This is a genomic window from Agrobacterium vitis (assembly GCF_013337045.2).
In the GTDB taxonomy this organism is placed as follows: Bacteria; Pseudomonadota; Alphaproteobacteria; order Rhizobiales; family Rhizobiaceae; genus Allorhizobium; species Allorhizobium vitis_B.
Map to the genome: position 1 here is coordinate 1,121,210 of NZ_CP118259.1, position 25,779 is coordinate 1,146,988.

The window sequence follows — 25,779 nt, forward strand, 5'->3', positions numbered from 1 at the left end:
ATAAAGCCATGCATGATCGGCGGCATTTATTTCACGCAAAGCTTGCGGCATGGTTACGATGAGCCACAAAATCAGCGGCCCACGAATCGGTTAATCTCAAAGTCGGCGACTGCCATGAACGGACTGGCATTGCCTCGCCACCGATAAAAAAGAATATCCCCGCCGCTTCACAATGCGCCGGGGAGAGTATTCAAAGATAATTGTCAGGCCAGTCCGGCAGGGTCGCCGATCGGTAGCAGGGGCGGGCTTGGTACCGGATCATTGGGATTTTTGGTGTCGCCCTGATCCTGGATTGGCGGTTTTACCGCGCCATCCTGCTTACGGTCTGGAATGCCGGGCGTGCCCTGCGGGCCGCGCGGTGCGCCTTCTGGTCTTTCGGGAATTGTGGTTGGCATGGTTATCCTCCTTCTTCTGTTCAGAAGGACAACCATAGGGCTGGGCATTGGTTCCGAAGATTTTGACGTCTCGCCAAATGTCGAGCCTACCGTGATGCTATCAGCTAGCAGTATTGGCGTCTGACCGGCCGGGAATGATAGAGGATATTCCCGGAAAGGCTTGCAGATAGTCGGCTCCGAGGTCGAGGACATCGGAACCGACGCCGTGATGTCAGCTTTTGCGCAACAGGAACTGGCGTGAAGCATAGAGGGCGATAGCCGCCGCATTCGACACGTTCAGTGATTTGATTTCACCGGGCATGTCGAGCCGCGCCAGTGCGTTGACTGTGTCACGAGTCTTTTGGCGCAGGCCCTTACCTTCGGAGCCCAGCACCAGTGCCAGCTTGTCGCCACTGAATGTCTCTTCCAGCGGGCTTGGCCCTTCCGAATCGAGCCCGATGGAAACGAAGCCTAGCTTGTGCAATTCGCCCAGCGCATCGGCGAGATTGGTGATCTGAATATAGGGAATCAATTCCAGCGCACCGGAGGCAGATTTCGCCAATACACCTGATTCGGTCGGGCTGTGGCGCATGGTGGTGATCACCGCGCCAGCACCGAAGGCGACGGCGGTGCGCATGATTGCCCCGACATTATGCGGATCGGTCACCTGGTCCAGCACCAGCAACAGTGGGCTTTCCTTCAGCGCTTCAAGACGGCGAGGCGGCAGCGGCCGGGTTTCCAGCATGACGCCCTGGTGAATGGCTTCCGGCCCCAGATGCTTGTCGAGATCTTGCGGCGTGACGATTTCCACAGGAAAGGGCAGGGCATCGACCGGGCCGATTTCCAGCCGTACCAGCGCATTCTGGGTCAACGACAGCTTGATTGGCTTGCGTTCGGGATTGTTGAGGGCAGCACGCACCGTATGCAGGCCATATAAAAATACCTGGTCGGGGGCGATTGGCGGTGGTGTCCAATCGCCGTTGGACTTGCGCCGCTTTTGCGGCTGCGGGGTGGGAATCTCGCCGCGTTCACGCTTTGCATCCCGCACCTGACGGCGCAAAGTTGCATAGTGGCTATCGCGGTCGGACGTGTCGTTTGGGTTATCTTTGCTCATGGCGCCTTATAGCGGGCTTGCGTGCCAGGGGATAGAGACCCCCGGTTTGCCGGGATGCCCGAACGAGGAAAAAACATGAAAATTTTCCTTCTAAGGCGTGTTGACATCTCCGTTTCGGGCCGTCATATAGCCGCCACGGAACGCGGTGAGCCAAGCTTGAAAGCGAAGTTCAACGCACCGGGATAGTAAGCTTGGTTGCTTGATCCGGTCGAAATACTGGAGGGATGCCCGAGTGGTTAAAGGGGACGGACTGTAAATCCGTTGGCTCAGCCTACGTTGGTTCAAATCCAACTCCCTCCACCATTTCGACACCTGGATCTAAAACCGCCGCGGGTATAGCTCAATGGTAGAGCAGCAGCCTTCCAAGCTGAATACGCGGGTTCGATTCCCGCTACCCGCTCCAGCTTTCCATAATATCTTTCAGTCATTTTCCAACGTGCGATCTGTGCCGTTTTCACGCGTATTTGCTGGAATTGCACTGCTGGACACCCTCGCAAAGCACCCGCTTTGGGCCATGCGCATTTATGGCTTGCGCAATCGGACCGAAAGCCTTAAACGGCGGCACTAAACCGGTTCGCCGCGTCAACCTTTTACGTTCACAGGAAGCATTCAAATGGCAAAGAGTAAGTTTGAGCGCAACAAGCCGCACGTTAACATCGGCACGATCGGCCACGTTGACCACGGCAAGACATCGCTGACGGCAGCAATCACGAAGTATTTCGGCGAGTTCAAGGCGTATGACCAAATCGACGCCGCTCCGGAAGAAAAGGCACGTGGTATCACCATTTCGACGGCCCACGTTGAATATGAAACACCTGCCCGTCACTACGCTCACGTTGACTGCCCCGGCCACGCCGACTACGTCAAGAACATGATCACCGGTGCAGCGCAGATGGACGGCGCGATCCTGGTTTGCTCGGCTGCTGACGGCCCGATGCCGCAGACCCGCGAGCACATCCTGCTGGCCCGTCAGGTTGGCGTTCCCGCGATCGTCGTGTTCCTGAACAAGGTTGACCAGGTTGACGACGCCGAACTTCTGGAACTGGTCGAACTGGAAGTGCGCGAACTTCTGTCGTCCTACGACTTCCCTGGTGACGACATTCCGGTTGTCAAGGGTTCGGCTCTGGCCGCTCTTGAAGATTCGGACAAGAAGATCGGCGAAGACGCGATCCGCGAACTGATGGCGGCTGTTGATGCCTACATCCCGACGCCTGAGCGTCCGATTGACCAGCCGTTCCTGATGCCGATCGAAGACGTGTTCTCGATCTCTGGCCGTGGTACGGTTGTGACGGGCCGCGTTGAGCGTGGTATCGTCAAGGTTGGCGAAGAAGTCGAAATCGTCGGCATCCGCGCGACCTCGAAGACGACGGTTACCGGCGTTGAAATGTTCCGCAAGCTGCTCGATCAGGGCCAGGCTGGCGACAACATCGGCGCTCTGGTTCGCGGTGTGAACCGTGACGGCGTTGAGCGTGGTCAGATCCTGTGCAAGCCTGGTTCGGTCAAGCCGCACAAGAAGTTCATGGCGGAAGCCTACATCCTGACGAAGGAAGAAGGCGGCCGTCATACACCGTTCTTCACCAACTATCGTCCGCAGTTCTACTTCCGCACGACGGACGTTACCGGTATTGTTTCCCTGCCAGAAGGCACGGAAATGGTTATGCCTGGTGACAACGTGACGGTTCAGGTTGAGCTGATCGTTCCGATCGCGATGGAAGAAAAGCTGCGCTTCGCGATCCGCGAAGGCGGCCGTACCGTCGGCGCCGGCATCGTCGCTTCGATCATCGAATAATAATTTCTTCCCTTAGGGGGATGAGATGGAACCCCGCTGGCAACAGCGGGGTTTTTGCATTTAGGATGTTACGATTGAACTGTTTATGTTTCTGGGGAGCGGTCTTCCTCAAATTGGACGCTATTGCGATGGAGACCATGACAAAATCTGCAAAACGGCAAGCCGTACTGCAAATTCTTGGTGGCTAATGCAGTTAAGGGCCTGGTTCTCTTGTCCGCAGCGGCCCCTATCCTTTAATAGGAAACAGACCTACAATTTCAGGAGTTGCGGTGTTGGACAACAAGCTTCAGATCTTCATTGGCTTCGATACAAAGGAAGTCGTGGCCTATCATGTGCTCGCCCAGAGCATTCTTGAACACTCGTCCATTCCCGTCGCCTTCACACCTATCGTCCTCGACAACCTAACTGGTATTTTCACGCGCGAGCGCAATCCGCTGCAATCGACAGAGTTTTCCTTCTCACGGTTTCTCGTGCCTTATCTGAGCGATTACCAGGGCTGGAGCATGTTCATGGATTGCGACATGCTGGCGCGCGCCGATCTGGCCGAACTCTGGGCGCTGCGCGACGACCGCTACGCCGTGATGTGTGTCAAGCATGACTACCAGCCGAAGGTGGAAACCAAGTTCCTCGGTCAGACTCAGACCAAATACGAAAAGAAGAACTGGTCGAGCGTTATGCTGTTCAACAACGCCAAATGCACGGCGTTGACCAAGGATTACGTCAACACGGCAACCGGTCTGCAACTGCACCAGTTCAAATGGCTTGAAAGTGATGACCTGATCGGTGGGCTGCCGCTGCATTGGAATTATCTGGTCAATGAGTATGACCATGATCCGGCCGCGAAGATCGTCCATTTCACCGATGGCGGCCCTTATTTCGAACAGTACAAGAATGACGATTATGCAGAAGAGTGGTTTGCTGCCCGCGAACGCATGCTGCACGTCACGCAGAGCCTGTGACCATGACAGTCCAGAACGGCAGCGCGCGCCCCACGACCGCCAGCATCCAGGCCTTTACGGACTGGCAGGCGTTGCTCGGCCGTTTCACTCACATTGTCCTCGTCGCCAACAGCGAGGAGGCCAATGTGGACAGGCTGCGGCGGGAGTTGCCGCAAACCGCCTTGTTCGTGTTTTTCAACAAGGTCTACAAGATCCTCGACAAGCCGTTCGATCGCCCGTCTCTGCTGGTGGCACGCAGTGGTTCGGTTGGCGCCAACATCGTTTACCGCAAGGAAGTCAAGAACGTGCTTGGCTATTTTCCGGACGATGCATTTCTGGGCGTGATGAATGTCAGGGCCCATCCTGGCGAATTGTTCAGTGATGCCACAAAATTCGAAGGGGCTGCGGTCGGCCATCTGGATCTCTCCAGCCATTTTTCCAGTTTTTATCCTGACGATCATATTCCGACCAGCGGATTTGCCTTGGCCTTGTGGCTGAGCGAGTACCTGCCCGAAAAGACCATCCTGTTGGATGGGTTTTCAGCGCGGCGCAGTGAGAAATGGAAAGTCTTTCATTTGCATGACTGGACATTCGAACAGGTCGTGCTGCGATTGTTCATCCATTCCGGCAAACTTGTCGCTCCTGGAGCAGCCGAGAAAAATGCTTATGCTGCGTTGCTGCAACGATTCCCTGATTTGAGCGAGGGGGCGGTTGCGCTGTCTGCCGCTGACGTGCTGGCCAGCCGTCTTGAAGGGGCAAACAAGGAAATCGATAAGCTGATTTCCGTCACCAAGATCCTGCGCTGGTTCTATCAGCTTTCCAAAAAGCTGAAGCCGAAAACCAGAAAACAGCGATTGAACGCCAAGAAGGCGAAGAACTGATCAAAGTCTTGTCATGCTGCAACGCAAAAATGTGATTTGCGGTCAAGAGAGCTGTTCGTTTATATAGCTTTATAACTATCTACGCCGTCCCGTTTTGCCTGGGCCGAGCCCACCCTGAACACATAAAGATGCGTCTATGATTCGTCTGATGTGCGCGGTTGCGATTGCGCCTTTTTTGATTCTACCATTTTCCTGGGCTGGTCACGCTGCCGACTTTGGCCGGCCGCTCATCTGGAACGTCTCACGCAACGGCACGAGTGGCGTTGCCATTCAAACCGGCGTTCAGTTGCGCAATGCCTTTGAACCGAAAATAGGTGTCGATACCTCTGTTATTGCCACCAAGAGCGGGCAGGTGGATCAATCCACGCTGCCGTTGCGGCTTTGGGGACGGGTGCGACTGGAAGGGAGCGACAAAACCAATGGGCCTGCGACCTATCTCAATACCAGTTTCACGCCCGCAACGGGTGCCTCCAGCCTGTCGATGGAGCGTGCCTGGAACTGGACGTTGACACCTGATTTCACGCTTGGCTCGACGCGCATTATAGAGGTGCGCCGAGTTAGTGGTGATGGGGCGGGGCTGTCTGCAAGCCAGCGGTTGGATTTGTCCATGCCGGATTGGTCGGCGTCGCTCTACAGCGAAGCAGGCATCGACCAGCTGGATGCGACGACGACTGGATCTGTCGGTATCGAGAAAAAGGTTTTCGGCGATGTCGGTCTTTCCGCCGCTATGACCAATCTGCTCGATGCGCCTTCGACGACCTTCCGGGCAAGCTATAGCCGTCACTGGTAGGAAAACGGTATTTTGTTCTGAATGTGCAAAAAACCCTCTTGCCAATCGTCACCGACCGTCTTAAACGGAGCGCCAAGCAACGGACGGGATGGCCATAGGCACATCACTCGGACGTGCAGATAGGGGTATAGCTCAGTTGGTAGAGCGGCGGTCTCCAAAACCGCAGGTCGTAAGTTCGAGCCTTACTGCCCCTGCCATTTTTCACACAGTGTTGGAATTGATTTTTTCGGCTGGTGGGTTTTGGCGTTGTAGAATTTGTTTAAATGTCGGTTTTGCCCTTGTTAAAGTGAGAATCGGCGTTTATGTAACACTCAAACAGACACGCGGTGCGTGGGGCTGATCTTTTCAGCTTTACGTGCCGTAAATGCGTGGGCATTAGATGGCATCGAAGACTAATCCATTTGCGTTTTTGCAGCAGGTTCGCTCTGAAACGTCCAAAGTCACCTGGCCGTCGCGCCGCGAGACTGTGATCTCGACGCTGATGGTGTTGGCCATGGTGATTTTTGCCTCGCTGTTTTTCTTTGCGGCGGATCAGGTTATTGGCTGGGTTTTGAGCCTTGTCCTGAATCTCGGCAATTAACAGGACGGGAACGAACATGGCTGCACGTTGGTATATCGTCCACGCATATTCTAATTTTGAAAAGAAAGTCGCGGAATCGATTGAAGAGAAGGCTCGCCAAAAGGGTCTTGAGCATCTCTTTGAGAAAATCCTCGTTCCGACCGAAAAGGTCGTCGAGGTTCGTCGCGGCCGCAAGGTGGACAGCGAACGCAAGTTCTTCCCTGGCTATGTGCTGGTGCGGGCGAATTTGACGGATGAGGTGTATCACCTGATTAAGAATACCCCGAAGGTTACGGGCTTCCTTGGTTCCGACAATAAGCCGGTTCCGATTCCTGATTATGAAGCTGATCGCATTCTCGGTCAGGTTCAGGAAGGTGTCGAGCGTCCCAAGTCGTCGCTTTCCTTCGAGATCGGTGAGCAGGTTCGTGTTTCTGACGGTCCTTTTGCATCCTTCAACGGTGTTGTTCAGGATGTTGACGAAGAGCGGTCGCGCCTTAAGGTCGAAGTGTCGATCTTTGGCCGCGCTACACCGGTCGAGCTTGAATACAGTCAGGTCGAAAAGGTCTGATTGCTGCGGGAGGGAAACCTCCCGTTTCGCGTGGGAGTGCGGCGGTCTCTTAAGCCGGACCGTTCATACGCACCACGCAACCGCAGCCGCCGGCATATCCGGCATGAGTGGGCCGGGCAACCGGTCTGATAGAAAGGCAGAGAGAAATGGCTAAAAAAGTTGCAGGCCAGCTCAAGCTTCAGGTCAAGGCAGGATCGGCTAACCCGTCCCCGCCAATCGGTCCTGCGCTTGGTCAGCGTGGCGTAAATATCATGGAATTCTGCAAGGCGTTCAATGCCGCCACGCAGGAAATGGAAAAGGGCATGCCGATTCCGGTCGTCATCACCTATTACCAGGACAAGTCCTTCACCTTCATCATGAAGCAGCCGCCAGTTACCTACTGGCTGAAGAAGGAAGCAAAGATCCAGTCTGGCTCGAAGACTCCGGGCAAGGGTGCAAAGGTTGGTACCATCACCAAGGCTCAGGTTCGTACGATCGCCGAAGCCAAGATGAAGGATCTGAATGCTGCCGACGTTGACGGCGCTATGGCAATGGTCGAGGGTTCTGCCCGCTCCATGGGCCTGGAAGTGGTAGGTTAATCATGGCAAAGCTTGCAAAGCGTATTCAGAAGATCCGCGAAGGCGTTGATCCCACCAAGCTGGTTGCCCTGTCCGACGCCATTTCGATGGTCAAGGAACGTGCCGTTGCCAAGTTCGATGAAACCATCGAAATCGCCATGAACCTTGGCGTTGATCCGCGTCACGCCGACCAGATGGTCCGTGGCGTTGTCAACCTGCCGAATGGCACTGGCCGCGACGTTCGCGTTGCTGTCTTCGCTCGTGGCGCCAAGGCTGATGAAGCCCGCGCAGCTGGCGCAGAAGTTGTTGGCGCCGAAGACCTGGTCGAAATCGTCCAGGGCGGCAAGATCGACTTTGACCGTTGCATCGCAACGCCTGACATGATGCCGCTGGTCGGCCGCCTCGGTAAGGTTCTCGGCCCACGTGGCATGATGCCGAACCCGAAGGTTGGCACTGTGACCATGGATGTCGCAGGCGCTGTCAAGGCTTCCAAGGGTGGCGCCGTCGAGTTCCGCGTCGAAAAGGCTGGTATCATCCATGCCGGTATCGGCAAGGCCTCGTTTGAAGCCAAGGCTCTTGAAGAAAACATCAAGGCTTTCGCTGACGCCGTCATCAAGGCAAAGCCAGCTGGCGCCAAGGGTAACTACGTCAAGCGCGTAGCGATCTCCTCGACCATGGGTCCTGGCGTCAAGATCGACCCTTCGTCGGTCACAGCTTAAATTTCTCGGGGTGTTTTGCCCCGTATCCAAGAATTCCCGGTCCTTCGGGACCGGGAATGTCCGGTTTTATCACCGGATTTCCTGTCCGAGATTGTGGGCGGCCTTGCGGCCTTAATAACTGCCTGCATGAGACGGGTAAGACCCGAAATTCTTCACGGACGCCAAGGCGTTACGGAAGTGTCGGTTCGAGCCTTGTGTGCCTTGTGCCTGACGCCTTCGGGTGACAGTGCGGGGGGACAGGATCCTCAAGCGTCGCTTGGGATCTGACGAGTTTAGATCCCTTGAGGCAAAGGCAAACCCGATGGGGCCTGCAGGATTGCGGTCCCGTCTACTGGAGACAGACAGTGGAAAGAGCGGAAAAACGCGAATTCGTCACAGAACTGAACGAAGTCTTCAAGGCTTCTGGTTCGGTTGTTGTGGCCCACTATGCTGGTGTCACGGTTGCGCAGATGAACGACTTCCGTTCAAAAATGCGTGCTGCTGGCGGCACCGTCAAAGTCGCGAAGAACCGTCTGGCCAAGATCGCTCTTCAGGGCACGGAGTCGGAAGGGATGACAGATCTCTTCAAGGGCCAGACGCTGATTGCTTACAGCGTCGACCCGATCACGGCTCCGAAAGTCGTCATGGACTTTGCCAAGACCAACGACAAGCTCGTTGTTCTCGGTGGTTCCATGGGAACAACCACGCTCTCCGTGGATGCAGTCAAGTCGCTTGCGACCCTGCCTTCGCTGGACGAGTTGCGTGCAAAGCTGGTCGGCATGATTCAGACCCCGGCTACTCGCATCGCAGGCGTTGTTCAGGCACCGGCAGCTCAGCTTGCTCGCGTGTTTGCGGCTTATGCCAAGAAGGACGAAGCCGCGTAAGGCGGTTTTTCGCTGTTCATACCCAAAACCAGTTCGTTTCGAACCGAACACTGATAAAGGACTAGTAAAATGGCTGATCTCGCTAAGATCGTAGAAGACCTCTCCTCTTTGACCGTTCTGGAAGCTGCTGAGCTTTCCAAGCTGCTCGAAGAAAAGTGGGGCGTATCTGCAGCTGCTCCTGTGGCTGTTGCTGCTGCTGGCGGCGCTGCTGCTGCAGTTGTTGAAGAAGAAAAGACCGAATTCGACGTTATCCTGACGGATGCCGGCGCAAACAAGATCAACGTCATCAAGGAAGTTCGCGCGATCACAGGCCTCGGCCTGAAGGAAGCCAAGGACCTCGTTGAAGGCGCTCCTAAGGCTGTCAAGGAAGCCGTTTCCAAGGCTGAAGCTGCAGACCTGAAGAAGAAGCTTGAAGACGCTGGCGCCAAGGTTGACGTCAAGTAATTCAGACTTTCGGCTCCGGCGAGGGTGCAAACTCTTTCCGGAGCCGTTCTCCTGACGGAAATTATTACCCAAAAGCCGGTAAAACGGCTTTTGGGTAATGGGTTCTCAAGAGGATGGTTCCGATCAGGCGTTCAAGGCAAACCGGCCTTTCCGCCTGAACTGGAACGAGATTGACGATCCATGATTGACGGAGCCGCCTGGCCAGCGGTGTTCGTCTGTTGCAGGCCCGGGTGCAAACTGACAAGGAGCGACGATGGCTCAGACCCTTTCCTTTAACGGTCGCAGGCGCGTACGCAAGTTTTTCGGAAAAATTCCAGAAGTCGCAGAAATGCCGAACCTCATCGAGGTTCAGAAGGCATCTTACGATCAGTTCCTCATGGTTGACGAGCCGGAAGGTGGTCGTCCCGACGAGGGACTTCAAACCGTTTTCAAGTCCGTCTTCCCGATCACCGATTTTTCCGGTGCCTCGATGCTGGAATTCGTGTCCTACGAATTCGAGCCGCCGAAGTTCGACGTCGATGAATGCCGCCAGCGCGATCTGACCTATGCAGCACCGCTGAAGGTTACGTTGCGCCTGATCGTGTTCGATATTGATGAAGATACGGGCGCCCGCTCGATCAAGGACATCAAGGAACAGTCGGTCTACATGGGCGACATGCCTCTGATGACCAATAACGGCACGTTTATCGTCAACGGCACCGAGCGCGTTATTGTCTCGCAGATGCACCGTTCGCCGGGCGTGTTCTTCGACCACGACAAGGGCAAGAGCCATTCCTCCGGCAAGCTGCTGTTTGCTGCCCGCGTCATTCCTTACCGCGGTTCCTGGCTCGATATCGAATTCGACGCCAAGGACATCGTCCACGCCCGTATCGACCGCCGCCGCAAGATCCCCGTGACCTCGCTGCTGATGGCGCTGGGCATGGACGGCGAAGAAATCCTGTCGACCTTCTATTCGAAGTCCGACTACAAGCGCGATGGCAAGGGCTGGCGCGTGCCGTTCCAGGCGGAAACGCTGAAGGGTTCCAAGACGCTCGTCGACATGGTCGATGCCGATAGCGGCGAAGTCGTTGTCGAAGCCGGCAAGAAGCTCACCCCGCGTCTTCTGCGTCAGTTGCAGGACAAGGGTCTGAAGGCCCTTAAGGCGACCGACGAAGACCTCTACGGTAATTATCTGGCCGAAGACATCGTTAATTTCGCAACCGGCGAGATCTATCTCGAAGCTGGTGACGAAATCGACGAAAAGACCCTGCCGATCATTCTGGACGCAGGTTTTGACGAGATCCCGGTTCTGGGCATCGATCATATCAATGTCGGCGCCTATATCCGCAACACGCTGGCCGCCGATAAGAACGAAAACCGCCAGGACGCGCTGTTCGACATCTACCGCGTCATGCGTCCGGGTGAGCCGCCAACCATGGATTCGGCTGAAGCCATGTTCAACTCGCTTTTCTTCGACAGCGAGCGCTATGACCTGTCGGCTGTTGGCCGCGTCAAGATGAACATGCGTCTCGACCTCGAAGTGGCCGACACCGTGCGCGTTCTGCGCAAGGAAGACATCCTGGCCGTGGTCAAGATGCTGGTCGAATTGCGCGACGGCAAGGGCGAAATCGACGACATCGACAACCTCGGCAACCGCCGTGTTCGTTCCGTCGGTGAATTGATGGAGAACCAGTATCGTCTGGGTCTGCTGCGCATGGAGCGCGCCATCAAGGAACGCATGTCGTCGATCGAAATCGACACGGTCATGCCGCAGGATCTGATCAACGCCAAGCCTGCTGCTGCTGCTGTGCGCGAATTCTTCGGTTCGTCCCAGCTCAGCCAGTTCATGGACCAGGTCAATCCGCTGTCGGAAATCACCCACAAGCGCCGTCTATCGGCTCTTGGACCGGGTGGTCTGACCCGCGAGCGCGCCGGCTTTGAAGTGCGCGACGTGCATCCAACCCATTATGGCCGTATTTGCCCGATTGAGACGCCTGAAGGCCCGAATATCGGTCTGATCAACTCGCTTGCCACCTTCGCACGGGTCAACAAATACGGCTTCATCGAAAGCCCGTATCGTAAGATCATCGACGGCGTTGTGACCAAGGACGTGATCTACCTTTCCGCTATGGAAGAGGCCAAGTATTACGTCGCGCAGGCCAATGCCGAGCTGAACGCGGAAGGCCAATTCGTCGAGGAATTCGTCGTTTGCCGTCACGCTGGGGAAGTGATGCTGTCGCCGCGCGACACCATCAACCTGATGGACGTTTCGCCAAAGCAGCTCGTGTCCGTTGCCGCCGCTCTTATTCCATTCCTGGAAAACGACGACGCCAACCGCGCGCTGATGGGCTCTAACATGCAGCGTCAGGCTGTTCCGCTGCTGCGGGCCGAAGCCCCGTTCGTTGGGACCGGCATGGAACCGATCGTGGCACGTGACTCCGGTGCGGCTATCGGCGCCCGTCGTGGTGGCGTGGTCGACCAGGTGGATGCGACGCGTATCGTTATCCGCGCCACGGAAGATCTCGATGCGGGCAAGTCCGGTGTTGATATCTACCGCCTGCAGAAGTTCCAGCGTTCCAACCAGAATACCTGCGTCAACCAGCGGCCGCTGGTCGCCGTCGGCGATATTCTGAACAAGGGCGATATCATCGCGGACGGTCCGTCGACCGACCTCGGCGACCTGGCGCTTGGCCGCAACGCGCTCGTCGCGTTCATGCCGTGGAACGGCTACAACTATGAGGACTCGATCCTCATGTCGGAGCGTATCGTTTCGGAAGACGTCTTCACCTCGATCCATATCGAGGAATTTGAAGTCATGGCCCGTGACACCAAGCTTGGGCCGGAAGAAATTACCCGCGATATTCCGAACGTTTCGGAAGAAGCGCTGCGCAACCTCGATGAAGCCGGTATCGTCTACATTGGTGCGGAAGTGCAGCCGGGCGATATCCTGGTCGGCAAGATCACTCCTAAGGGCGAAAGCCCGATGACGCCGGAAGAAAAGCTTCTGCGCGCCATCTTCGGTGAAAAGGCTTCCGACGTCCGCGATACCTCGATGCGCATGCCTCCGGGCACGTTCGGGACCATTGTCGAAGTTCGTGTTTTCAACCGCCACGGCGTTGAAAAGGACGAGCGTGCCATGGCCATCGAGCGCGAGGAAATTGAACGTCTCGCCAAGGACCGTGACGACGAACAGGCGATTCTGGACCGCAACGTCTATGGTCGTTTGCTCGACACGCTGCGCGGTCAGGTTTCGATTGCCGGTCCGAAAGGCTTCAAGAAGGGCGTTGAGCTTAACAACGCCGTCATTTCTGAATATCCGCGTTCGCAATGGTGGATGTTTGCCGTTGAAGACGAGAAGGTTCAAAGCGAGCTGGAAGCGCTTCGCGGCCAGTACGACGAATCCAAGTCGCGACTTGAGCAGCGCTTCATGGACAAGGTCGAAAAGGTCCAGCGCGGCGATGAAATGCCTCCGGGCGTCATGAAGATGGTCAAGGTCTTTGTTGCTGTGAAGCGCAAGATTCAGCCAGGCGACAAGATGGCTGGCCGTCACGGTAACAAGGGTGTCGTGTCGCGCATCGTTCCGGTCGAAGACATGCCGTTCCTGGAAGACGGTACGCATGTCGATATCGTTCTGAACCCGCTCGGCGTGCCGTCGCGTATGAATGTCGGCCAGATTCTTGAAACCCACCTTGCCTGGGCTTGCGCCGGCATGGGTCGCAAGATCGGGCAGATGCTTGAAGACTACCACAAGCATCTCGACATTACCGAGCTCAGGACGGAACTGGTCGATCTCTACGCCAGCGAGTCGCATGACGAAGTGGCCAAATTCGACGACGAGTCGCTGCTGCGGCTGGCTGATCAGGCCAAGAGCGGCCTTTCCATCGCAACGCCGGTTTTCGACGGTGCGCATGAAAGCGACGTTTCGGAAATGCTGACCCGCGCCGGTCTGCACACGTCTGGCCAGTCGGTGCTCTATGATGGACGGACGGGTGAAACCTTCGACCGTAAGGTCACGGTTGGTTATATGTACATGATCAAGCTCAACCACTTGGTTGACGACAAGATCCATGCGCGTTCCATCGGTCCTTACTCGCTTGTGACCCAGCAGCCTTTGGGCGGCAAGGCACAGTTCGGCGGTCAGCGCTTCGGGGAAATGGAAGTCTGGGCTCTGGAAGCTTACGGCGCCGCCTACACCCTGCAGGAAATGCTGACGGTGAAGTCGGACGACGTGGCCGGTCGTACCAAGGTCTACGAGGCGATTGTCCGGGGCGACGATACGTTCGAAGCCGGTATTCCAGAAAGCTTCAACGTTCTCGTCAAGGAAATGCGGTCGCTTGGTCTGTCGGTCGAGCTGGAGAATTCCAAGCTCGAAACGGTTGATACCGTCAACCCGTTGCCGGACGCTGCGGAATAACAGTGACAGTGGGGCGCGCGCGTTTCGATGCGCGCGCCGTCCTCCGCCAGTTGTAAAGTTCAACTGGCGCGGGGACTTTTGCCGCATTCAGCGGTTGTTGTCGTTTTAAGGCGCGGTGCGGCTTCCCGGGAAGGGTCGCAATCGTTGCCAAGCTGAGGGCCCCAGGCCCCACAAGGAGATAGGCATGAACCAAGAGGTCATGAACCTTTTCAACCCGCAGGTCCCTGCGCAGCATTTCGATTCCATCCGGATTTCGATTGCCTCGCCGGAGAAGATCCTGTCCTGGTCGTATGGCGAAATTAAAAAGCCTGAGACCATCAACTACCGCACTTTCAAGCCGGAGCGCGACGGTCTGTTCTGCGCCCGCATCTTTGGACCGATCAAGGATTACGAGTGCCTGTGCGGCAAGTACAAGCGTATGAAGTACAAGGGCATCATCTGCGAAAAGTGCGGCGTGGAAGTCACCCTGTCGCGCGTTCGCCGTGAGCGCATGGGCCATATTGAGTTGGCCGCTCCGGTTGCCCATATCTGGTTCCTGAAATCGCTGCCATCGCGCATTTCGACCCTGCTCGACATGACGTTGAAGGATGTGGAGCGCGTTCTCTACTTCGAAAACTACATCGTCACGGAGCCGGGCCTCACCGCCCTGAAGCAGAACCAGCTTCTGTCCGAAGAAGAATATATGATGGCGGTCGATGAATATGGTGAAGACCAGTTCACCGCCATGATCGGTGCTGAAGCCATCTTTGAAATGCTGGCTTCGATGAATCTCGAGCGCATCGCCGGCGAATTGCGTCAGGACCTTGCCGACACCACGTCGGACCTGAAGCAGAAGAAGCTGATGAAGCGTCTCAAGATCGTCGAGAACTTCATGGAATCGGGCAATCGTCCTGAATGGATGATTATGAAGGTCGTTCCCGTGATCCCACCGGACCTGCGTCCGCTGGTTCCTCTGGATGGTGGCCGCTTCGCGACCTCCGACCTGAACGATCTCTACCGCCGCGTGATCAACCGTAACAACCGTTTGAAGCGGTTGATCGAGCTTCGTGCGCCTGGCATCATCATCCGTAACGAAAAGCGCATGTTGCAGGAATCTGTTGACGCGCTGTTCGACAACGGCCGCCGTGGCCGTGTCATCACCGGCGCCAACAAGCGTCCGCTGAAGTCGCTGTCCGATATGCTCAAGGGCAAGCAGGGCCGCTTCCGCCAGAACCTTCTCGGCAAGCGCGTCGACTATTCTGGTCGTTCGGTTATCGTGACCGGTCCTGAACTGAAGCTGCACCAGTGCGGCCTGCCAAAGAAAATGGCGCTCGAACTGTTCAAGCCCTTCATCTATGCCCGTCTCGACGCCAAGGGTTATTCCTCGACCGTCAAGCAGGCCAAGAAGCTGGTTGAAAAGGAAAAGCCGGAAGTCTGGGATATCCTGGACGAGGTTATTCGCGAACATCCCGTGCTGCTGAACCGCGCACCGACGCTGCACCGTCTGGGTATCCAGGCCTTCGAACCAATTCTGGTTGAAGGCAAGGCCATTCAGCTGCATCCGCTCGTCTGCACGGCTTTCAACGCCGACTTCGACGGCGACCAGATGGCTGTTCACGTTCCGCTTTCGCTGGAAGCCCAGCTGGAAGCCCGCGTGTTGATGATGTCCACCAACAACATTCTGCATCCGGCAAACGGTGCACCGATTATCGTTCCTTCGCAGGACATGGTTCTCGGTCTCTACTATCTGTCGATCATGAACCAGAATGAGCCGGGCGAAGGCATGGTCTTCTCCGACATCGGTGAGCTGCATCACGCGCTGGAAAACAAGGTCGTGACGCTGCACTCCAAGATCCGTGGTCGTTTCAAGACCGTGGATGCGGAAGGCAAGCCTGTTTCGAAGATTTTCGAAACCACGCCTGGCCGTATGCTGATTGGCGAACTTCTGCCGAAGAACGTCAACGTGCCGTTCGACACCTGCAATCAGGAAATGACCAAGAAGAACATCTCCAAGATGATCGACACGGTTTATCGTCATTGCGGCCAGAAGGACACGGTGATTTTCTGCGACCGGATCATGCAGCTTGGCTTCCGCCATGCATGTAAGGCTGGTATTTCCTTTGGTAAGGATGACATGGTCATTCCTGACTCCAAGGTGAAGATCGTCGGCGACACCGAATCCTTGGTGAAGGAATACGAACAGCAGTATAACGACGGTCTGATCACCCAGGGTGAGAAGTACAACAAGGTCGTTGACGCTTGGGGTAAGGCGACTGAAAAGGTTGCGGAAGACATGATGGCCCGTATTAAGGCCGTTGAGTTTGATCCGGAAACTGGCCGCCAAAAGCCAATGAACGCGATTTACATGATGTCTCACTCCGGTGCGCGTGGTTCTCCGAACCAGATGCGTCAGCTGGGTGGTATGCGTGGTCTTATGGCCAAGCCATCGGGCGAAATCATCGAAACGCCGATCATTTCGAACTTTAAGGAAGGTCTGACCGTTAACGAGTACTTCAACTCGACCCACGGTGCCCGTAAGGGTCTTGCAGACACAGCCTTGAAGACCGCGAACTCCGGTTACCTGACCCGTCGTCTGGTTGACGTAGCGCAGGATTGCATCGTCAATCTGGTCGATTGCGGTACCGACAAGGGCCTGACCATGACGGCAATTGTTGATGCCGGTCAGGTTGTGGCGTCGATTGGTGTGCGCGTTCTTGGTCGTACTGCGCTGGACGATATCGACCATCCAGTCACGGGTGAGCGCATCGTTGATGCAGGTCGGATGATCCTTGAAGCCGATGTCATCGAAATCGAAAAGGCTGGCATTCAGTCGATCCGTATTCGTTCGGCTCTGACCTGCGAAGTTCAGACCGGCGTATGCTCGATCTGCTACGGTCGCGACCTTGCCCGTGGTACACCTGTGAACATGGGTGAAGCCGTGGGTGTCATCGCTGCTCAGTCTATCGGTGAGCCTGGTACACAGCTGACCATGCGTACGTTCCACTTGGGCGGTACGGCCAACGTGGTCGACCAATCGTTCCTGGAAGCGTCCTATGAGGGCACGATCCAGATCAAGAACCGCAACATGCTGCGCAACTCTGACGGCATTTATGTCGCCATGGGCCGTAGCATCGCAGTGACGATCCTGGATGAACGCGGCGTCGAGCGCTCCTCGCAGCGTGTTGCCTATGGTTCCAAGCTGTTTGTCGACGATGGCGACAAGGTCAAGCGCGGTCAGCGTCTGGCTGAGTGGGACCCATATACACGCCCGATGATGACCGAAGTGGAAGGTATCGTTCACTTCGAGGATCTGGTCGACGGCATCTCCGTTCTGGAAGCTACCGACGAATCCACCGGCATCACCAAGCGTCAGGTTATCGACTGGCGTTCGACGCCACGTGGCGCCGATCTGAAGCCGGCAATCGTCATCAAGGACATCCAGGGCAATGTGCTCAAGGTTCCGCGGGGTGGTGAAGCCCGGTTCCAGCTGTCGGTCGATGCGATCCTGTCGGTTGAACCAGGCCAGCGTGTCTCCCAGGGTGACGTGCTTGCTCGTTCGCCAATGGAAAGCGCTAAGACCAAGGACATCACCGGTGGTCTGCCGCGTGTTGCCGAATTGTTCGAAGCCCGTCGTCCGAAGGATCACGCCATCATCGCTGAAATCGATGGGACGATCCGGCTGGGCCGCGACTACAAGAACAAGCGTCGCGTTATCATCGAGCCGGCGGAAGACGGTGTCGAGCCTGTCGAATACCTGATCCCGAAGGGCAAGCCCTTCCATCTTCAGGAAGGCGACTATATCGAAAAGGGTGACTATATCCTCGACGGTAATCCGGCTCCGCACGATATTCTGGCGATCAAGGGTGTCGAAGCGCTGGCAAGCTACCTGGTCAACGAAATCCAGGAAGTTTATCGCTTGCAGGGCGTTGTGATCAACGACAAGCACATCGAGGTGATCGTTCGCCAGATGCTGCAGAAGGTCGAAATCACCGACAGCGGCGACAGCCAGTATATCGTGGGCGACAATGTCGACCGTATCGAGCTGGACGAAGCCAACGAGCGTCTGGTTGAAGAAGGCAAGAAGCCAGCCTTTGGCGATCCGGTATTGCTCGGTATTACCAAGGCCTCGCTGCAGACGCCGTCGTTCATCTCGGCTGCGTCCTTCCAGGAAACCACCAAGGTTCTCACGGAAGCGGCAATTGCTGGCAAGACCGATACGCTGCAAGGCCTGAAGGAAAACGTCATCGTCGGTCGTCTGATCCCGGCCGGTACCGGTGGTACCATGACGCAGATTCGCCGTATCGCTACCTCGCGGGACGACCTCATTCTCGAGGAACGTCGCAAGGGAACCGGTGCGGATCTCGCAACCCCGATGCTGCGCGACATGGCAGGCGAGGGTGCTCCTGCCGCCGAATAATCGGTGCAGAGCGATTGAAATAAAAAAGCCGTCCGGAGCGATCCGGGCGGCTTTTACGTTTTCATGATGTTTGCCAGACAGAGAGGTCAAAATCAGCCTCCAGGAATGACAAATTCTAGAGCATCGTATAGAAAATCGGAACCAGCACGATGCTCTAAGTTTTTGCTTGCGCATCGGATTTATCCGAAAACCGGTTCCCACTGTTCGGTCCGATGCTCTAGGGCAGCAGGGACAGGGCAGCCCCATGCTCATAGCCAAGACGGTGACTTGCTTCGTCTCGGGTTAACCAGAAGAAGGAAAATTGCACTGGATCGCCACCGCCATGGGGCTTTGTTTCGCTGTGAATCCAGCTCTGCGGATAGTGAGTGTGAAGCAAAGGCAGGTGGAAAAAATGGCGTTTGTGGTGGATGGAAACCCCATCTCGAATATCCCGATAATCGACAGAGGTCAGAAAGCGGGGAGGCGAGGGACAGGCAAAGCCCGTCTCCTCCTCGAATTCGCGACAAGCTGCAGCGCTGGGGCTTTCACCGTGTTCAATGGTGCCGCCAGGCACCTGGGGTAGAATATGCGGAAAATCCGGCTCATCGAAAACCAGGAGCCGGTCGCGGTGCGTTGCATAGACAAGGACCTTTTCAATGACATGTCCTGTCATTCATGGCTCACTCAGTTGAAGCGGATGATCGCCACTTCACCTTCGAGCGCGCCTTGATACGCTGAGGCATGCGGCTCGTCGGAAGGGGGCTCGGTCACCATGCCGATCTGGTCCAGGTCGGCCTCCAGGAAGCCCTCCTCGGCCAGTGCATTCAAAGCCTCGCGCACGGCGGAATCGTCATCGGGTGCGCTCAGCAGAATATGCAAGTCGATACCTTCCGTGCCCGTTTCTTCATAGGCCTTGGCAATGATGATGAAGACCATCGGTCCGTCCGAATTATTGTCATTGTCAGGGGTCGAAATCATCAGTCGGTCCTTATGACGGGTCGCCTTTCTTCTGGCTCGAAACAGGCGAGCCGCCAGGTGACCACGATAGCAACGGTTAGAAAGTCTTGTAGACGGGAATCGCCTCGGCACAATAACCTAATCGATAATTTCATCGTTATAGAGCCATCCGCCTTCGTCAAGCTGAAGGCTGGTTGCAAATCCCAAATCGCTCAGCTTCATGTGCAAAAACTGACGTTTGGCAGGCATGAAAACGATTCTTCTATCGCAGGCTGAAAATCGGTAGGCGCAAGGTCGGAATTGGCCGATGACAATTGCATAATCGATCGAAACCCGTCATAACGGCAAATAGGCCGGGACCAAAGCGGCCACAGGGCTTTGGAGAGCTATTAATTTTGCGCCATGGCTTGACGGAACGGGGTGAAAACAGTAGTACGCCCCGCATCGGAGCCAATGCACGGTTATGATTTTCAGGACATATTGTTCTGAAGTTTGCCCCAGGCTTAGGATCCAAACGCACTTTGAAGACATGAATGCTGCACGCATGACGCATTCGCATGCGTCCTCTGCTTTTTGTGGTCCATCCGGAAGCCCGGATCGGGCCACATTTCGCGCATGGCGAAAATTGTGCGAGCGCCGCCGGAAACGGCACAAACGGGCCTGAAAAGGCTCAAGTGACAAGAATTATAAGGGATGGTTCTATGCCTACCGTAAATCAGCTGATCCGCAAGCCGCGTCAGGCGCAGGTAAAGCGCAACAAGGTTCCTGCCTTGCAGGAAAATCCACAGAAGCGCGGCGTTTGCACCCGCGTTTATACAACGACCCCGAAGAAGCCGAACTCGGCTCTGCGTAAGGTTGCCAAGATCCGTTTGACCAATGGCTTCGAAGTCATCGGCTACATTCCGGGTGAAGGCCACAACCTGCAGGAACACTCTGTCGTCATGATCCGTGGCGGCCGCGTAAAGGACTTGCCCGGCGTTCGTTACCACATCATCCGTGGTGTTCTCGATACCCAGGGTGTCAAGAACCGTAAGCAGCGCCGTTCCAAGTATGGTGCAAAGCGTCCGAAGTAAGTCGGAAGCCTTCTTTGAAATTCAGCGCTGCGCGAGGTTCTCCGCGTGATAAAGCGTTCTAACCGTTGAGAGACGAAGTAAAATGTCCCGTCGCCATAAAGCCGAAAAGCGTGAGATCAACCCGGACCCAAAGTTCGGCGATCTGGTCGTCACTAAGTTCATGAACGCCATCATGTTGCACGGCAAGAAGTCCGTTGCTGAAAGCATCGTCTACGGTGCCTTCGATGTCGTTGAAGCCAAGTCCAAGGCAGAGCCGATCGCAATCTTCCATCAGGCGCTTGAAAATGTCGCCCCGCATGTTGAAGTTCGTTCGCGCCGCGTTGGTGGTGCAACATACCAGGTCCCCGTCGACGTCCGTCCGGAGCGCCGCCAGGCGCTCGCCATTCGCTGGCTGATCATCGCCGCCCGCAAGCGCAACGAGACCACCATGGTCGATCGCCTGTCCGGCGAATTGCTTGATGCGTCCAACAATCGCGGCAGCGCTGTCAAGAAGCGTGAAGACACGCACAAGATGGCCGACGCCAACCGCGCCTTCTCGCATTACCGCTGGTAATCTTAGACGATCGAATATCGAAAGGCAGTCCACTATGGCTCGCGAATATAAAATCGAAGACTACCGCAATTTCGGGATCATGGCGCATATCGACGCCGGCAAGACCACGACGACTGAGCGGATTCTCTACTACACCGGCAAGTCGCACAAGATCGGCGAAGTTCATGATGGCGCAGCCACGATGGACTGGATGGAGCAGGAGCAGGAGCGTGGTATCACTATCACCTCTGCTGCGACCACGACCTACTGGAAGGGTCGCGATGGCAAGATGCGCCGTTTCAACATCATCGACACCCCCGGCCACGTCGACTTCACGATTGAAGTCGAACGTTCGCTCCGCGTGCTCGACGGTGCTATCGCACTTCTCGATGCCAACGCCGGTGTTGAGCCGCAGACCGAAACCGTCTGGCGTCAGGCTGAGAAGTACAACGTTCCGCGGATGATTTTCTGCAACAAGATGGACAAGACAGGTGCTGACTTCTACCGTTCGGTAGAAATGATCAAGACCCGTCTCGGTGCCACCGCTGTTGTTATGCAGCTGCCAATCGGCGCTGAAACAGAGTTCAAGGGCGTTGTTGACCTGATCGAGATGAACGCTCTCGTCTGGCGCGATGAATCGCTGGGCGCTGCCTGGGACGTTGTGGAAATCCCCGACGACCTGAAGGAAAAGGCCGTTGAATATCGCGAAAAGCTGATCGAGACCGTTGTCGAGATCGACGAACAGGCGATGGAAGACTACCTGAACGGCATCATGCCTGATAATGACAAGATCCGCGCTCTCGTTCGTCAGGGCACGATTGAAGTCAAGTTCCATCCGATGTTCTGCGGTACGGCCTTTAAGAACAAGGGCGTTCAGCCTTTGCTCGACGCTGTTTGCGAATATTTGCCTTCGCCGCTCGATATCCCTGCCATCAAGGGTATCGACGTCAAGACCGACGCTGAAATCGAACGTCATCCCGATGATGCAGAGCCTTTGTCGATGCTGGCGTTCAAGATCATGAACGACCCCTTCGTCGGTTCGCTGACATTCTGCCGTATCTATTCTGGCAAGCTCGAAAAGGGCGCGTCTGTCATGAACACGGTCAAGGAAAAGCGCGAACGCGTTGGTCGTATGCTCCAGATGCATTCCAACAGCCGTGAAGACATCGAAGAAGCCTTTGCAGGCGACATCGTTGCCCTGGCTGGCCTGAAGGAAAGCACCACGGGCGATACGCTCTGCGATCCCCTGAACCAGGTTATCCTGGAGCGCATGGAATTCCCCGAGCCGGTCATTCAGATCGCCATCGAGCCGAAGACCAAGGGCGACCAGGAAAAGATGGGCCTCGCGCTCAACCGTCTGGCTGCTGAGGACCCGTCCTTCCGCGTCAAGACTGACCAGGAATCCGGCCAGACGATCATCGCCGGCATGGGTGAACTTCACCTCGACATCATCGTCGACCGTATGCGTCGTGAGTTCAAGGTAGAAGCAACTGTCGGCGCGCCGCAGGTTGCCTATCGCGAAACCATTACGCGTCAGCACGAAGAAGACTACACTCACAAAAAGCAGTCTGGTGGTACGGGTCAGTTTGCCCGCGTCAAGATCATCTTCGAACCCAATCCTGAAGGTGATGAGTTCAAGTTCGATTCGAAGATCGTCGGTGGTTCGGTTCCCAAGGAATACATCCCCGGCGTTCAGAAGGGCATCGAAAGCGTTCTGTCTTCCGGTCCGCTGGCTGGCTTCCCGATGCTCGGCGTCAAGGCGACGCTCATCGACGGTGCATACCACGATGTGGACTCGTCGGTTTTGGCCTTCGAAATCGCTTCGCGTGCCTGCTTCCGTGAAGCAGCCAAGAAGGCTGGCGCTCAGTTGCTCGAGCCGATGATGAAGGTGGAAGTCGTGACGCCGGAAGATTACGTCGGTGACGTGATTGGCGACCTGAACTCCCGCCGTGGCCAGATCCAGGGCCAGGAAAGCCGTGGTATTGCCGTTGTCATCAACGCGCATGTACCGTTGGCCAACATGTTCAAATACGTCGACAACCTGCGCTCCATGAGCCAGGGTCGCGCTCAGTACTCGATGGTGTTCGATCACTATTCGCCCGTTCCGAGCAATGTCGCTGCCGAAATTCAGGCAAAGTACTCCGGTCAGAAATGATCGGGGTAGTCCGCCGGAACAGATAACAGGAATTTCCCCCTTCATGGGGATGAGATAATGGAGAGCCGAAAATGGCAAAGAGTAAGTTTGAGCGCAACAAGCCGCACGTTAACATCGGCACGATCGGCCACGTTGACCACGGCAAGACATCGCTGACGGCAGCAATCACGAAGTATTTCGGCGAGTTCAAGGCGTATGACCAAATCGACGCCGCTCCGGAAGAAAAGGCACGTGGTATCACCATTTCGACGGCCCACGTTGAATATGAAACACCTGCCCGTCACTACGCTCACGTTGACTGCCCCGGCCACGCCGACTACGTCAAGAACATGATCACCGGTGCAGCGCAGATGGACGGCGCGATCCTGGTTTGCTCGGCTGCTGACGGCCCGATGCCGCAGACCCGCGAGCACATCCTGCTGGCCCGTCAGGTTGGCGTTCCCGCGATCGTCGTGTTCCTGAACAAGGTTGACCAGGTTGACGACGCCGAACTTCTGGAACTGGTCGAACTGGAAGTGCGCGAACTTCTGTCGTCCTACGACTTCCCTGGTGACGACATTCCGGTTGTCAAGGGTTCGGCTCTGGCCGCTCTTGAAGATTCGGACAAGAAGATCGGCGAAGACGCGATCCGCGAACTGATGGCGGCTGTTGATGCCTACATCCCGACGCCTGAGCGTCCGATTGACCAGCCGTTCCTGATGCCGATCGAAGACGTGTTCTCGATCTCTGGCCGTGGTACGGTTGTGACGGGCCGCGTTGAGCGTGGTATCGTCAAGGTTGGCGAAGAAGTCGAAATCGTCGGCATCCGCGCGACCTCGAAGACGACGGTTACCGGCGTTGAAATGTTCCGCAAGCTGCTCGATCAGGGCCAGGCAGGCGACAACATCGGCGCCCTGGTTCGCGGTGTGAACCGTGACGGCGTTGAGCGTGGTCAGATCCTGTGCAAGCCCGGTTCGGTTAAGCCGCACAAGAAGTTCATGGCAGAAGCCTACATCCTGACGAAGGAAGAGGGCGGCCGTCATACACCGTTCTTCACTAACTATCGTCCGCAGTTCTACTTCCGCACGACGGACGTGACCGGCATTGTTTCTCTGCCTGAAGGCACGGAAATGGTTATGCCTGGTGACAACGTAACGGTTCAGGTTGAGCTGATCGTTCCGATCGCGATGGAAGAAAAGCTGCGCTTCGCGATCCGCGAAGGCGGCCGTACCGTCGGCGCCGGCATCGTCGCTTCGATCATTGAGTAAGTCGTCTTAATACAGACGAAGAAGCGCGGCATTTAATGCCGCGCTTCTTTATTTCCGGGAATCAGTTGACGAATTGACGGGGACGTTGTATGCCCCCGCCACGAACAAGGAAGAGCGGCGTATCGCTTCTCTTTCCTCTGGCTCTGCTAAGTTTCGCGACCCGGTCTTGGGTCGCACTGGTAGGGCCCCTGATGCAGTAAGGTGACATGGACGTCGAACCGTCCTTGTGATTTTTGACAATACGGGGCCGGCCAGAAATTGGTAATTCACTGTCTTTGCGTGAGCGGGGACGTTTAAGAAAAACGAATAAGGACACGTCGAATGAACGGCCAGAATATCCGTATCCGCCTGAAGGCGTTTGATCACCGGGTTCTCGATGCCTCTACGCGGGAGATCGTTTCTACCGCCAAGCGCACCGGTGCAAGCGTCCGCGGCCCGGTTCCGCTTCCGACCCGTATTGAAAAATTCACCGTCAACCGTTCGCCCCACGTCGACAAGAAGAGCCGCGAACAGTTTGAAATGCGCACGCATAAGCGTCTGCTGGACATCGTTGATCCGACTCCGCAGACCGTCGATGCTTTGATGAAGCTCGACCTGGCTGCTGGCGTAGACGTCGAAATCAAGCTTTAAAAACCAATTCCGGCGAGAGCCGAAATAACAAGGAAGGTACGTGGCAAGACCTGCCAACGACTTCTCGAAACGGGAAACCTGAAAGTCTGGAAGGACTGGAATGGAATCCTTAAACAAAGAGGCGGGCAAGGGCCGTAAGGCGCTTGTTTTACTCTCAAGAGGAATGAACCGATGCGTTCAGGTGTGATTGCACAGAAAGTGGGAATGACCCGGGTCTATAATGACGCCGGCGAGCATGTCCCGGTAACAGTACTACGCTTGGATAACTGCCAGGTCCTGGCTCAGCGGACTGTCGATAAGCACGGCTACACTGCCGTTCAGCTCGGCGCCGGTCAGGCCAAGGTCAAGAATACATCCAAGGCAATGCGCGGCAATTTTGCCGCTGCAAACGTCGAGCCGAAGGCCAAGCTCGTCGAATTCCGCGTTTCCGAAGACAACCTCATCGAGATCGGTGCTGAGTTGAAGGCTGGTCACTTTGCTGCTGGCCAGCTGGTTGACGTTACCGGCACCACGATCGGTAAGGGTTTTGCCGGTGCGATGAAGCGCCATAATTTCGGCGGTCTTCGTGCAACCCACGGCGTGTCCGTTTCGCACCGTTCGCATGGCTCGACTGGTTCCAATCAGGATCCGGGCAAGGTCTGGAAGGGCAAGCGTATGGCCGGTCACATGGGTCAGACCCGCGTCACCACCCAGAATCTGGAAGTCGTTTCGACCGATGAAGATCGCGGTCTGATCCTTGTGAAGGGCGCTGTGCCCGGTTCCAAGGGTTCCTGGATCATCGTGCGCGACGCCGTCAAGTCGGCAGCGAAGTAAGGGAGCCA

The 25,779-nt window shown here is 56.1% G+C and carries 22 protein-coding genes and 3 tRNA genes; 21 read left to right on the forward strand and 4 right to left on the reverse strand.

Going from position 1 to position 25,779, the window contains the following annotated elements:
- Nucleotides 1-203: 203 nt before the first annotated feature.
- Both G6L01_RS05225 and rlmB read right to left on the reverse strand, forming a co-directional pair.
- Nucleotides 204-395, reverse strand: coding sequence for a hypothetical protein (locus tag G6L01_RS05225; protein WP_070167180.1), 192 nt, complete (start codon nucleotides 393-395; stop codon nucleotides 204-206).
- Between the two features lie 211 nt (nucleotides 396-606).
- Nucleotides 607-1,488, reverse strand: coding sequence for a 23S rRNA (guanosine(2251)-2'-O)-methyltransferase RlmB (gene rlmB, locus G6L01_RS05230; protein ID WP_070167179.1), 882 nt, complete (start codon nucleotides 1,486-1,488; stop codon nucleotides 607-609).
- A 218-nt stretch (nucleotides 1,489-1,706) separates the two neighbouring features.
- Between rlmB and G6L01_RS05235 the strand changes: the two genes are divergently transcribed.
- The 15 genes from G6L01_RS05235 to rpoC all read left to right on the forward strand — a co-directional run bounded on the left by G6L01_RS05235 (nucleotide 1,707) and on the right by rpoC (nucleotide 18,385).
- Nucleotides 1,707-1,791: transfer RNA gene (locus G6L01_RS05235), tRNA-Tyr, on the forward strand.
- Nucleotides 1,792-1,817: 26 nt separating this feature from the next.
- Nucleotides 1,818-1,891, forward strand: a tRNA-Gly gene (locus tag G6L01_RS05240).
- Between the two features lie 210 nt (nucleotides 1,892-2,101).
- The gene (gene tuf, locus G6L01_RS05245) at nucleotides 2,102-3,277 is read left to right on the forward strand and encodes an elongation factor Tu (protein ID WP_060715705.1); all 1,176 of its coding nucleotides are present in this window, start codon (nucleotides 2,102-2,104) and stop codon (nucleotides 3,275-3,277) included.
- Nucleotides 3,278-3,546: 269 nt separating this feature from the next.
- Nucleotides 3,547-4,236, forward strand: a complete 690-nt coding sequence (locus tag G6L01_RS05250; protein ID WP_070167178.1) for a glycosyltransferase family protein — start codon at nucleotides 3,547-3,549, stop codon at nucleotides 4,234-4,236.
- 2 nt (nucleotides 4,237-4,238) lie between these two features.
- Complete coding sequence (locus G6L01_RS05255) at nucleotides 4,239-5,096, forward strand: 3-deoxy-manno-octulosonate cytidylyltransferase (protein WP_234891985.1); 858 nt, start codon at nucleotides 4,239-4,241, stop codon at nucleotides 5,094-5,096.
- Nucleotides 5,097-5,232: 136 nt separating this feature from the next.
- Nucleotides 5,233-5,886: a hypothetical protein gene (locus G6L01_RS05260; RefSeq protein WP_070167177.1), complete on the forward strand. Its 654-nt coding sequence runs from the start codon at nucleotides 5,233-5,235 to the stop codon at nucleotides 5,884-5,886.
- Between the two features lie 121 nt (nucleotides 5,887-6,007).
- A tRNA-Trp gene (locus G6L01_RS05265) sits at nucleotides 6,008-6,083 on the forward strand.
- Nucleotides 6,084-6,265: 182 nt separating this feature from the next.
- Complete coding sequence (gene secE, locus G6L01_RS05270; RefSeq protein WP_015915725.1) at nucleotides 6,266-6,466, forward strand: preprotein translocase subunit SecE; 201 nt, start codon at nucleotides 6,266-6,268, stop codon at nucleotides 6,464-6,466.
- A 16-nt stretch (nucleotides 6,467-6,482) separates the two neighbouring features.
- Nucleotides 6,483-7,013: a transcription termination/antitermination protein NusG gene (gene nusG, locus G6L01_RS05275; RefSeq protein ID WP_060715712.1), complete on the forward strand. Its 531-nt coding sequence runs from the start codon at nucleotides 6,483-6,485 to the stop codon at nucleotides 7,011-7,013.
- A gap of 146 nt (nucleotides 7,014-7,159) precedes the next feature.
- Nucleotides 7,160-7,591: a 50S ribosomal protein L11 gene (gene rplK, locus G6L01_RS05280; RefSeq protein ID WP_070167176.1), complete on the forward strand. Its 432-nt coding sequence runs from the start codon at nucleotides 7,160-7,162 to the stop codon at nucleotides 7,589-7,591.
- 2 nt (nucleotides 7,592-7,593) lie between these two features.
- Nucleotides 7,594-8,289 (forward strand): 50S ribosomal protein L1, encoded by a 696-nt coding sequence (gene rplA, locus G6L01_RS05285; protein ID WP_015915728.1) that lies wholly within the window; start codon nucleotides 7,594-7,596, stop codon nucleotides 8,287-8,289.
- Nucleotides 8,290-8,633: 344 nt separating this feature from the next.
- Complete coding sequence (gene rplJ, locus G6L01_RS05290; RefSeq protein ID WP_015915729.1) at nucleotides 8,634-9,152, forward strand: 50S ribosomal protein L10; 519 nt, start codon at nucleotides 8,634-8,636, stop codon at nucleotides 9,150-9,152.
- A 69-nt stretch (nucleotides 9,153-9,221) separates the two neighbouring features.
- On the forward strand, nucleotides 9,222-9,596 hold the full coding sequence (gene rplL / locus G6L01_RS05295) for a 50S ribosomal protein L7/L12 (protein ID WP_070150352.1): 375 nt from the start codon (nucleotides 9,222-9,224) through the stop codon (nucleotides 9,594-9,596).
- A gap of 253 nt (nucleotides 9,597-9,849) precedes the next feature.
- Nucleotides 9,850-13,989 carry a DNA-directed RNA polymerase subunit beta gene (gene rpoB, locus G6L01_RS05300; protein ID WP_070167175.1) on the forward strand — a complete coding sequence of 1,380 codons (4,140 nt, stop codon included), beginning with the start codon at nucleotides 9,850-9,852 and terminating at the stop codon, nucleotides 13,987-13,989.
- Nucleotides 13,990-14,173: 184 nt separating this feature from the next.
- Nucleotides 14,174-18,385 (forward strand): DNA-directed RNA polymerase subunit beta', encoded by a 4,212-nt coding sequence (gene rpoC / locus G6L01_RS05305; RefSeq protein ID WP_070167174.1) that lies wholly within the window; start codon nucleotides 14,174-14,176, stop codon nucleotides 18,383-18,385.
- Between the two features lie 217 nt (nucleotides 18,386-18,602).
- Here the strand turns inward: rpoC and G6L01_RS05310 are convergent, their stop codons facing one another.
- Both G6L01_RS05310 and G6L01_RS05315 read right to left on the reverse strand, forming a co-directional pair.
- Nucleotides 18,603-19,037: an NUDIX hydrolase gene (locus G6L01_RS05310; RefSeq protein ID WP_070167173.1), complete on the reverse strand. Its 435-nt coding sequence runs from the start codon at nucleotides 19,035-19,037 to the stop codon at nucleotides 18,603-18,605.
- An 11-nt stretch (nucleotides 19,038-19,048) separates the two neighbouring features.
- Nucleotides 19,049-19,342: a hypothetical protein gene (locus G6L01_RS05315; RefSeq protein WP_015915734.1), complete on the reverse strand. Its 294-nt coding sequence runs from the start codon at nucleotides 19,340-19,342 to the stop codon at nucleotides 19,049-19,051.
- A gap of 680 nt (nucleotides 19,343-20,022) precedes the next feature.
- On the opposite strand from G6L01_RS05315, the gene rpsL reads away from it, so the two are divergent.
- From rpsL to rplC, 6 genes are all read left to right on the forward strand, one after another.
- Nucleotides 20,023-20,394 carry a 30S ribosomal protein S12 gene (gene rpsL, locus G6L01_RS05320; protein ID WP_003507760.1) on the forward strand — a complete coding sequence of 124 codons (372 nt, stop codon included), beginning with the start codon at nucleotides 20,023-20,025 and terminating at the stop codon, nucleotides 20,392-20,394.
- 82 nt (nucleotides 20,395-20,476) lie between these two features.
- Nucleotides 20,477-20,947: a 30S ribosomal protein S7 gene (rpsG, locus tag G6L01_RS05325; RefSeq protein WP_015915736.1), complete on the forward strand. Its 471-nt coding sequence runs from the start codon at nucleotides 20,477-20,479 to the stop codon at nucleotides 20,945-20,947.
- Nucleotides 20,948-20,981: 34 nt separating this feature from the next.
- On the forward strand, nucleotides 20,982-23,081 hold the full coding sequence (gene fusA, locus G6L01_RS05330) for an elongation factor G (RefSeq protein ID WP_071206309.1): 2,100 nt from the start codon (nucleotides 20,982-20,984) through the stop codon (nucleotides 23,079-23,081).
- Between the two features lie 71 nt (nucleotides 23,082-23,152).
- Nucleotides 23,153-24,328: an elongation factor Tu gene (tuf, locus tag G6L01_RS05335; RefSeq protein ID WP_060715705.1), complete on the forward strand. Its 1,176-nt coding sequence runs from the start codon at nucleotides 23,153-23,155 to the stop codon at nucleotides 24,326-24,328.
- Nucleotides 24,329-24,649: 321 nt separating this feature from the next.
- A complete protein-coding gene (rpsJ, locus tag G6L01_RS05340) occupies nucleotides 24,650-24,958 on the forward strand; it encodes a 30S ribosomal protein S10 (RefSeq protein ID WP_006728688.1) in 309 nt (102 codons plus the stop codon).
- Between the two features lie 171 nt (nucleotides 24,959-25,129).
- Nucleotides 25,130-25,771 carry a 50S ribosomal protein L3 gene (gene rplC, locus G6L01_RS05345; RefSeq protein WP_070167171.1) on the forward strand — a complete coding sequence of 214 codons (642 nt, stop codon included), beginning with the start codon at nucleotides 25,130-25,132 and terminating at the stop codon, nucleotides 25,769-25,771.
- Nucleotides 25,772-25,779 lie beyond the last annotated feature (8 nt).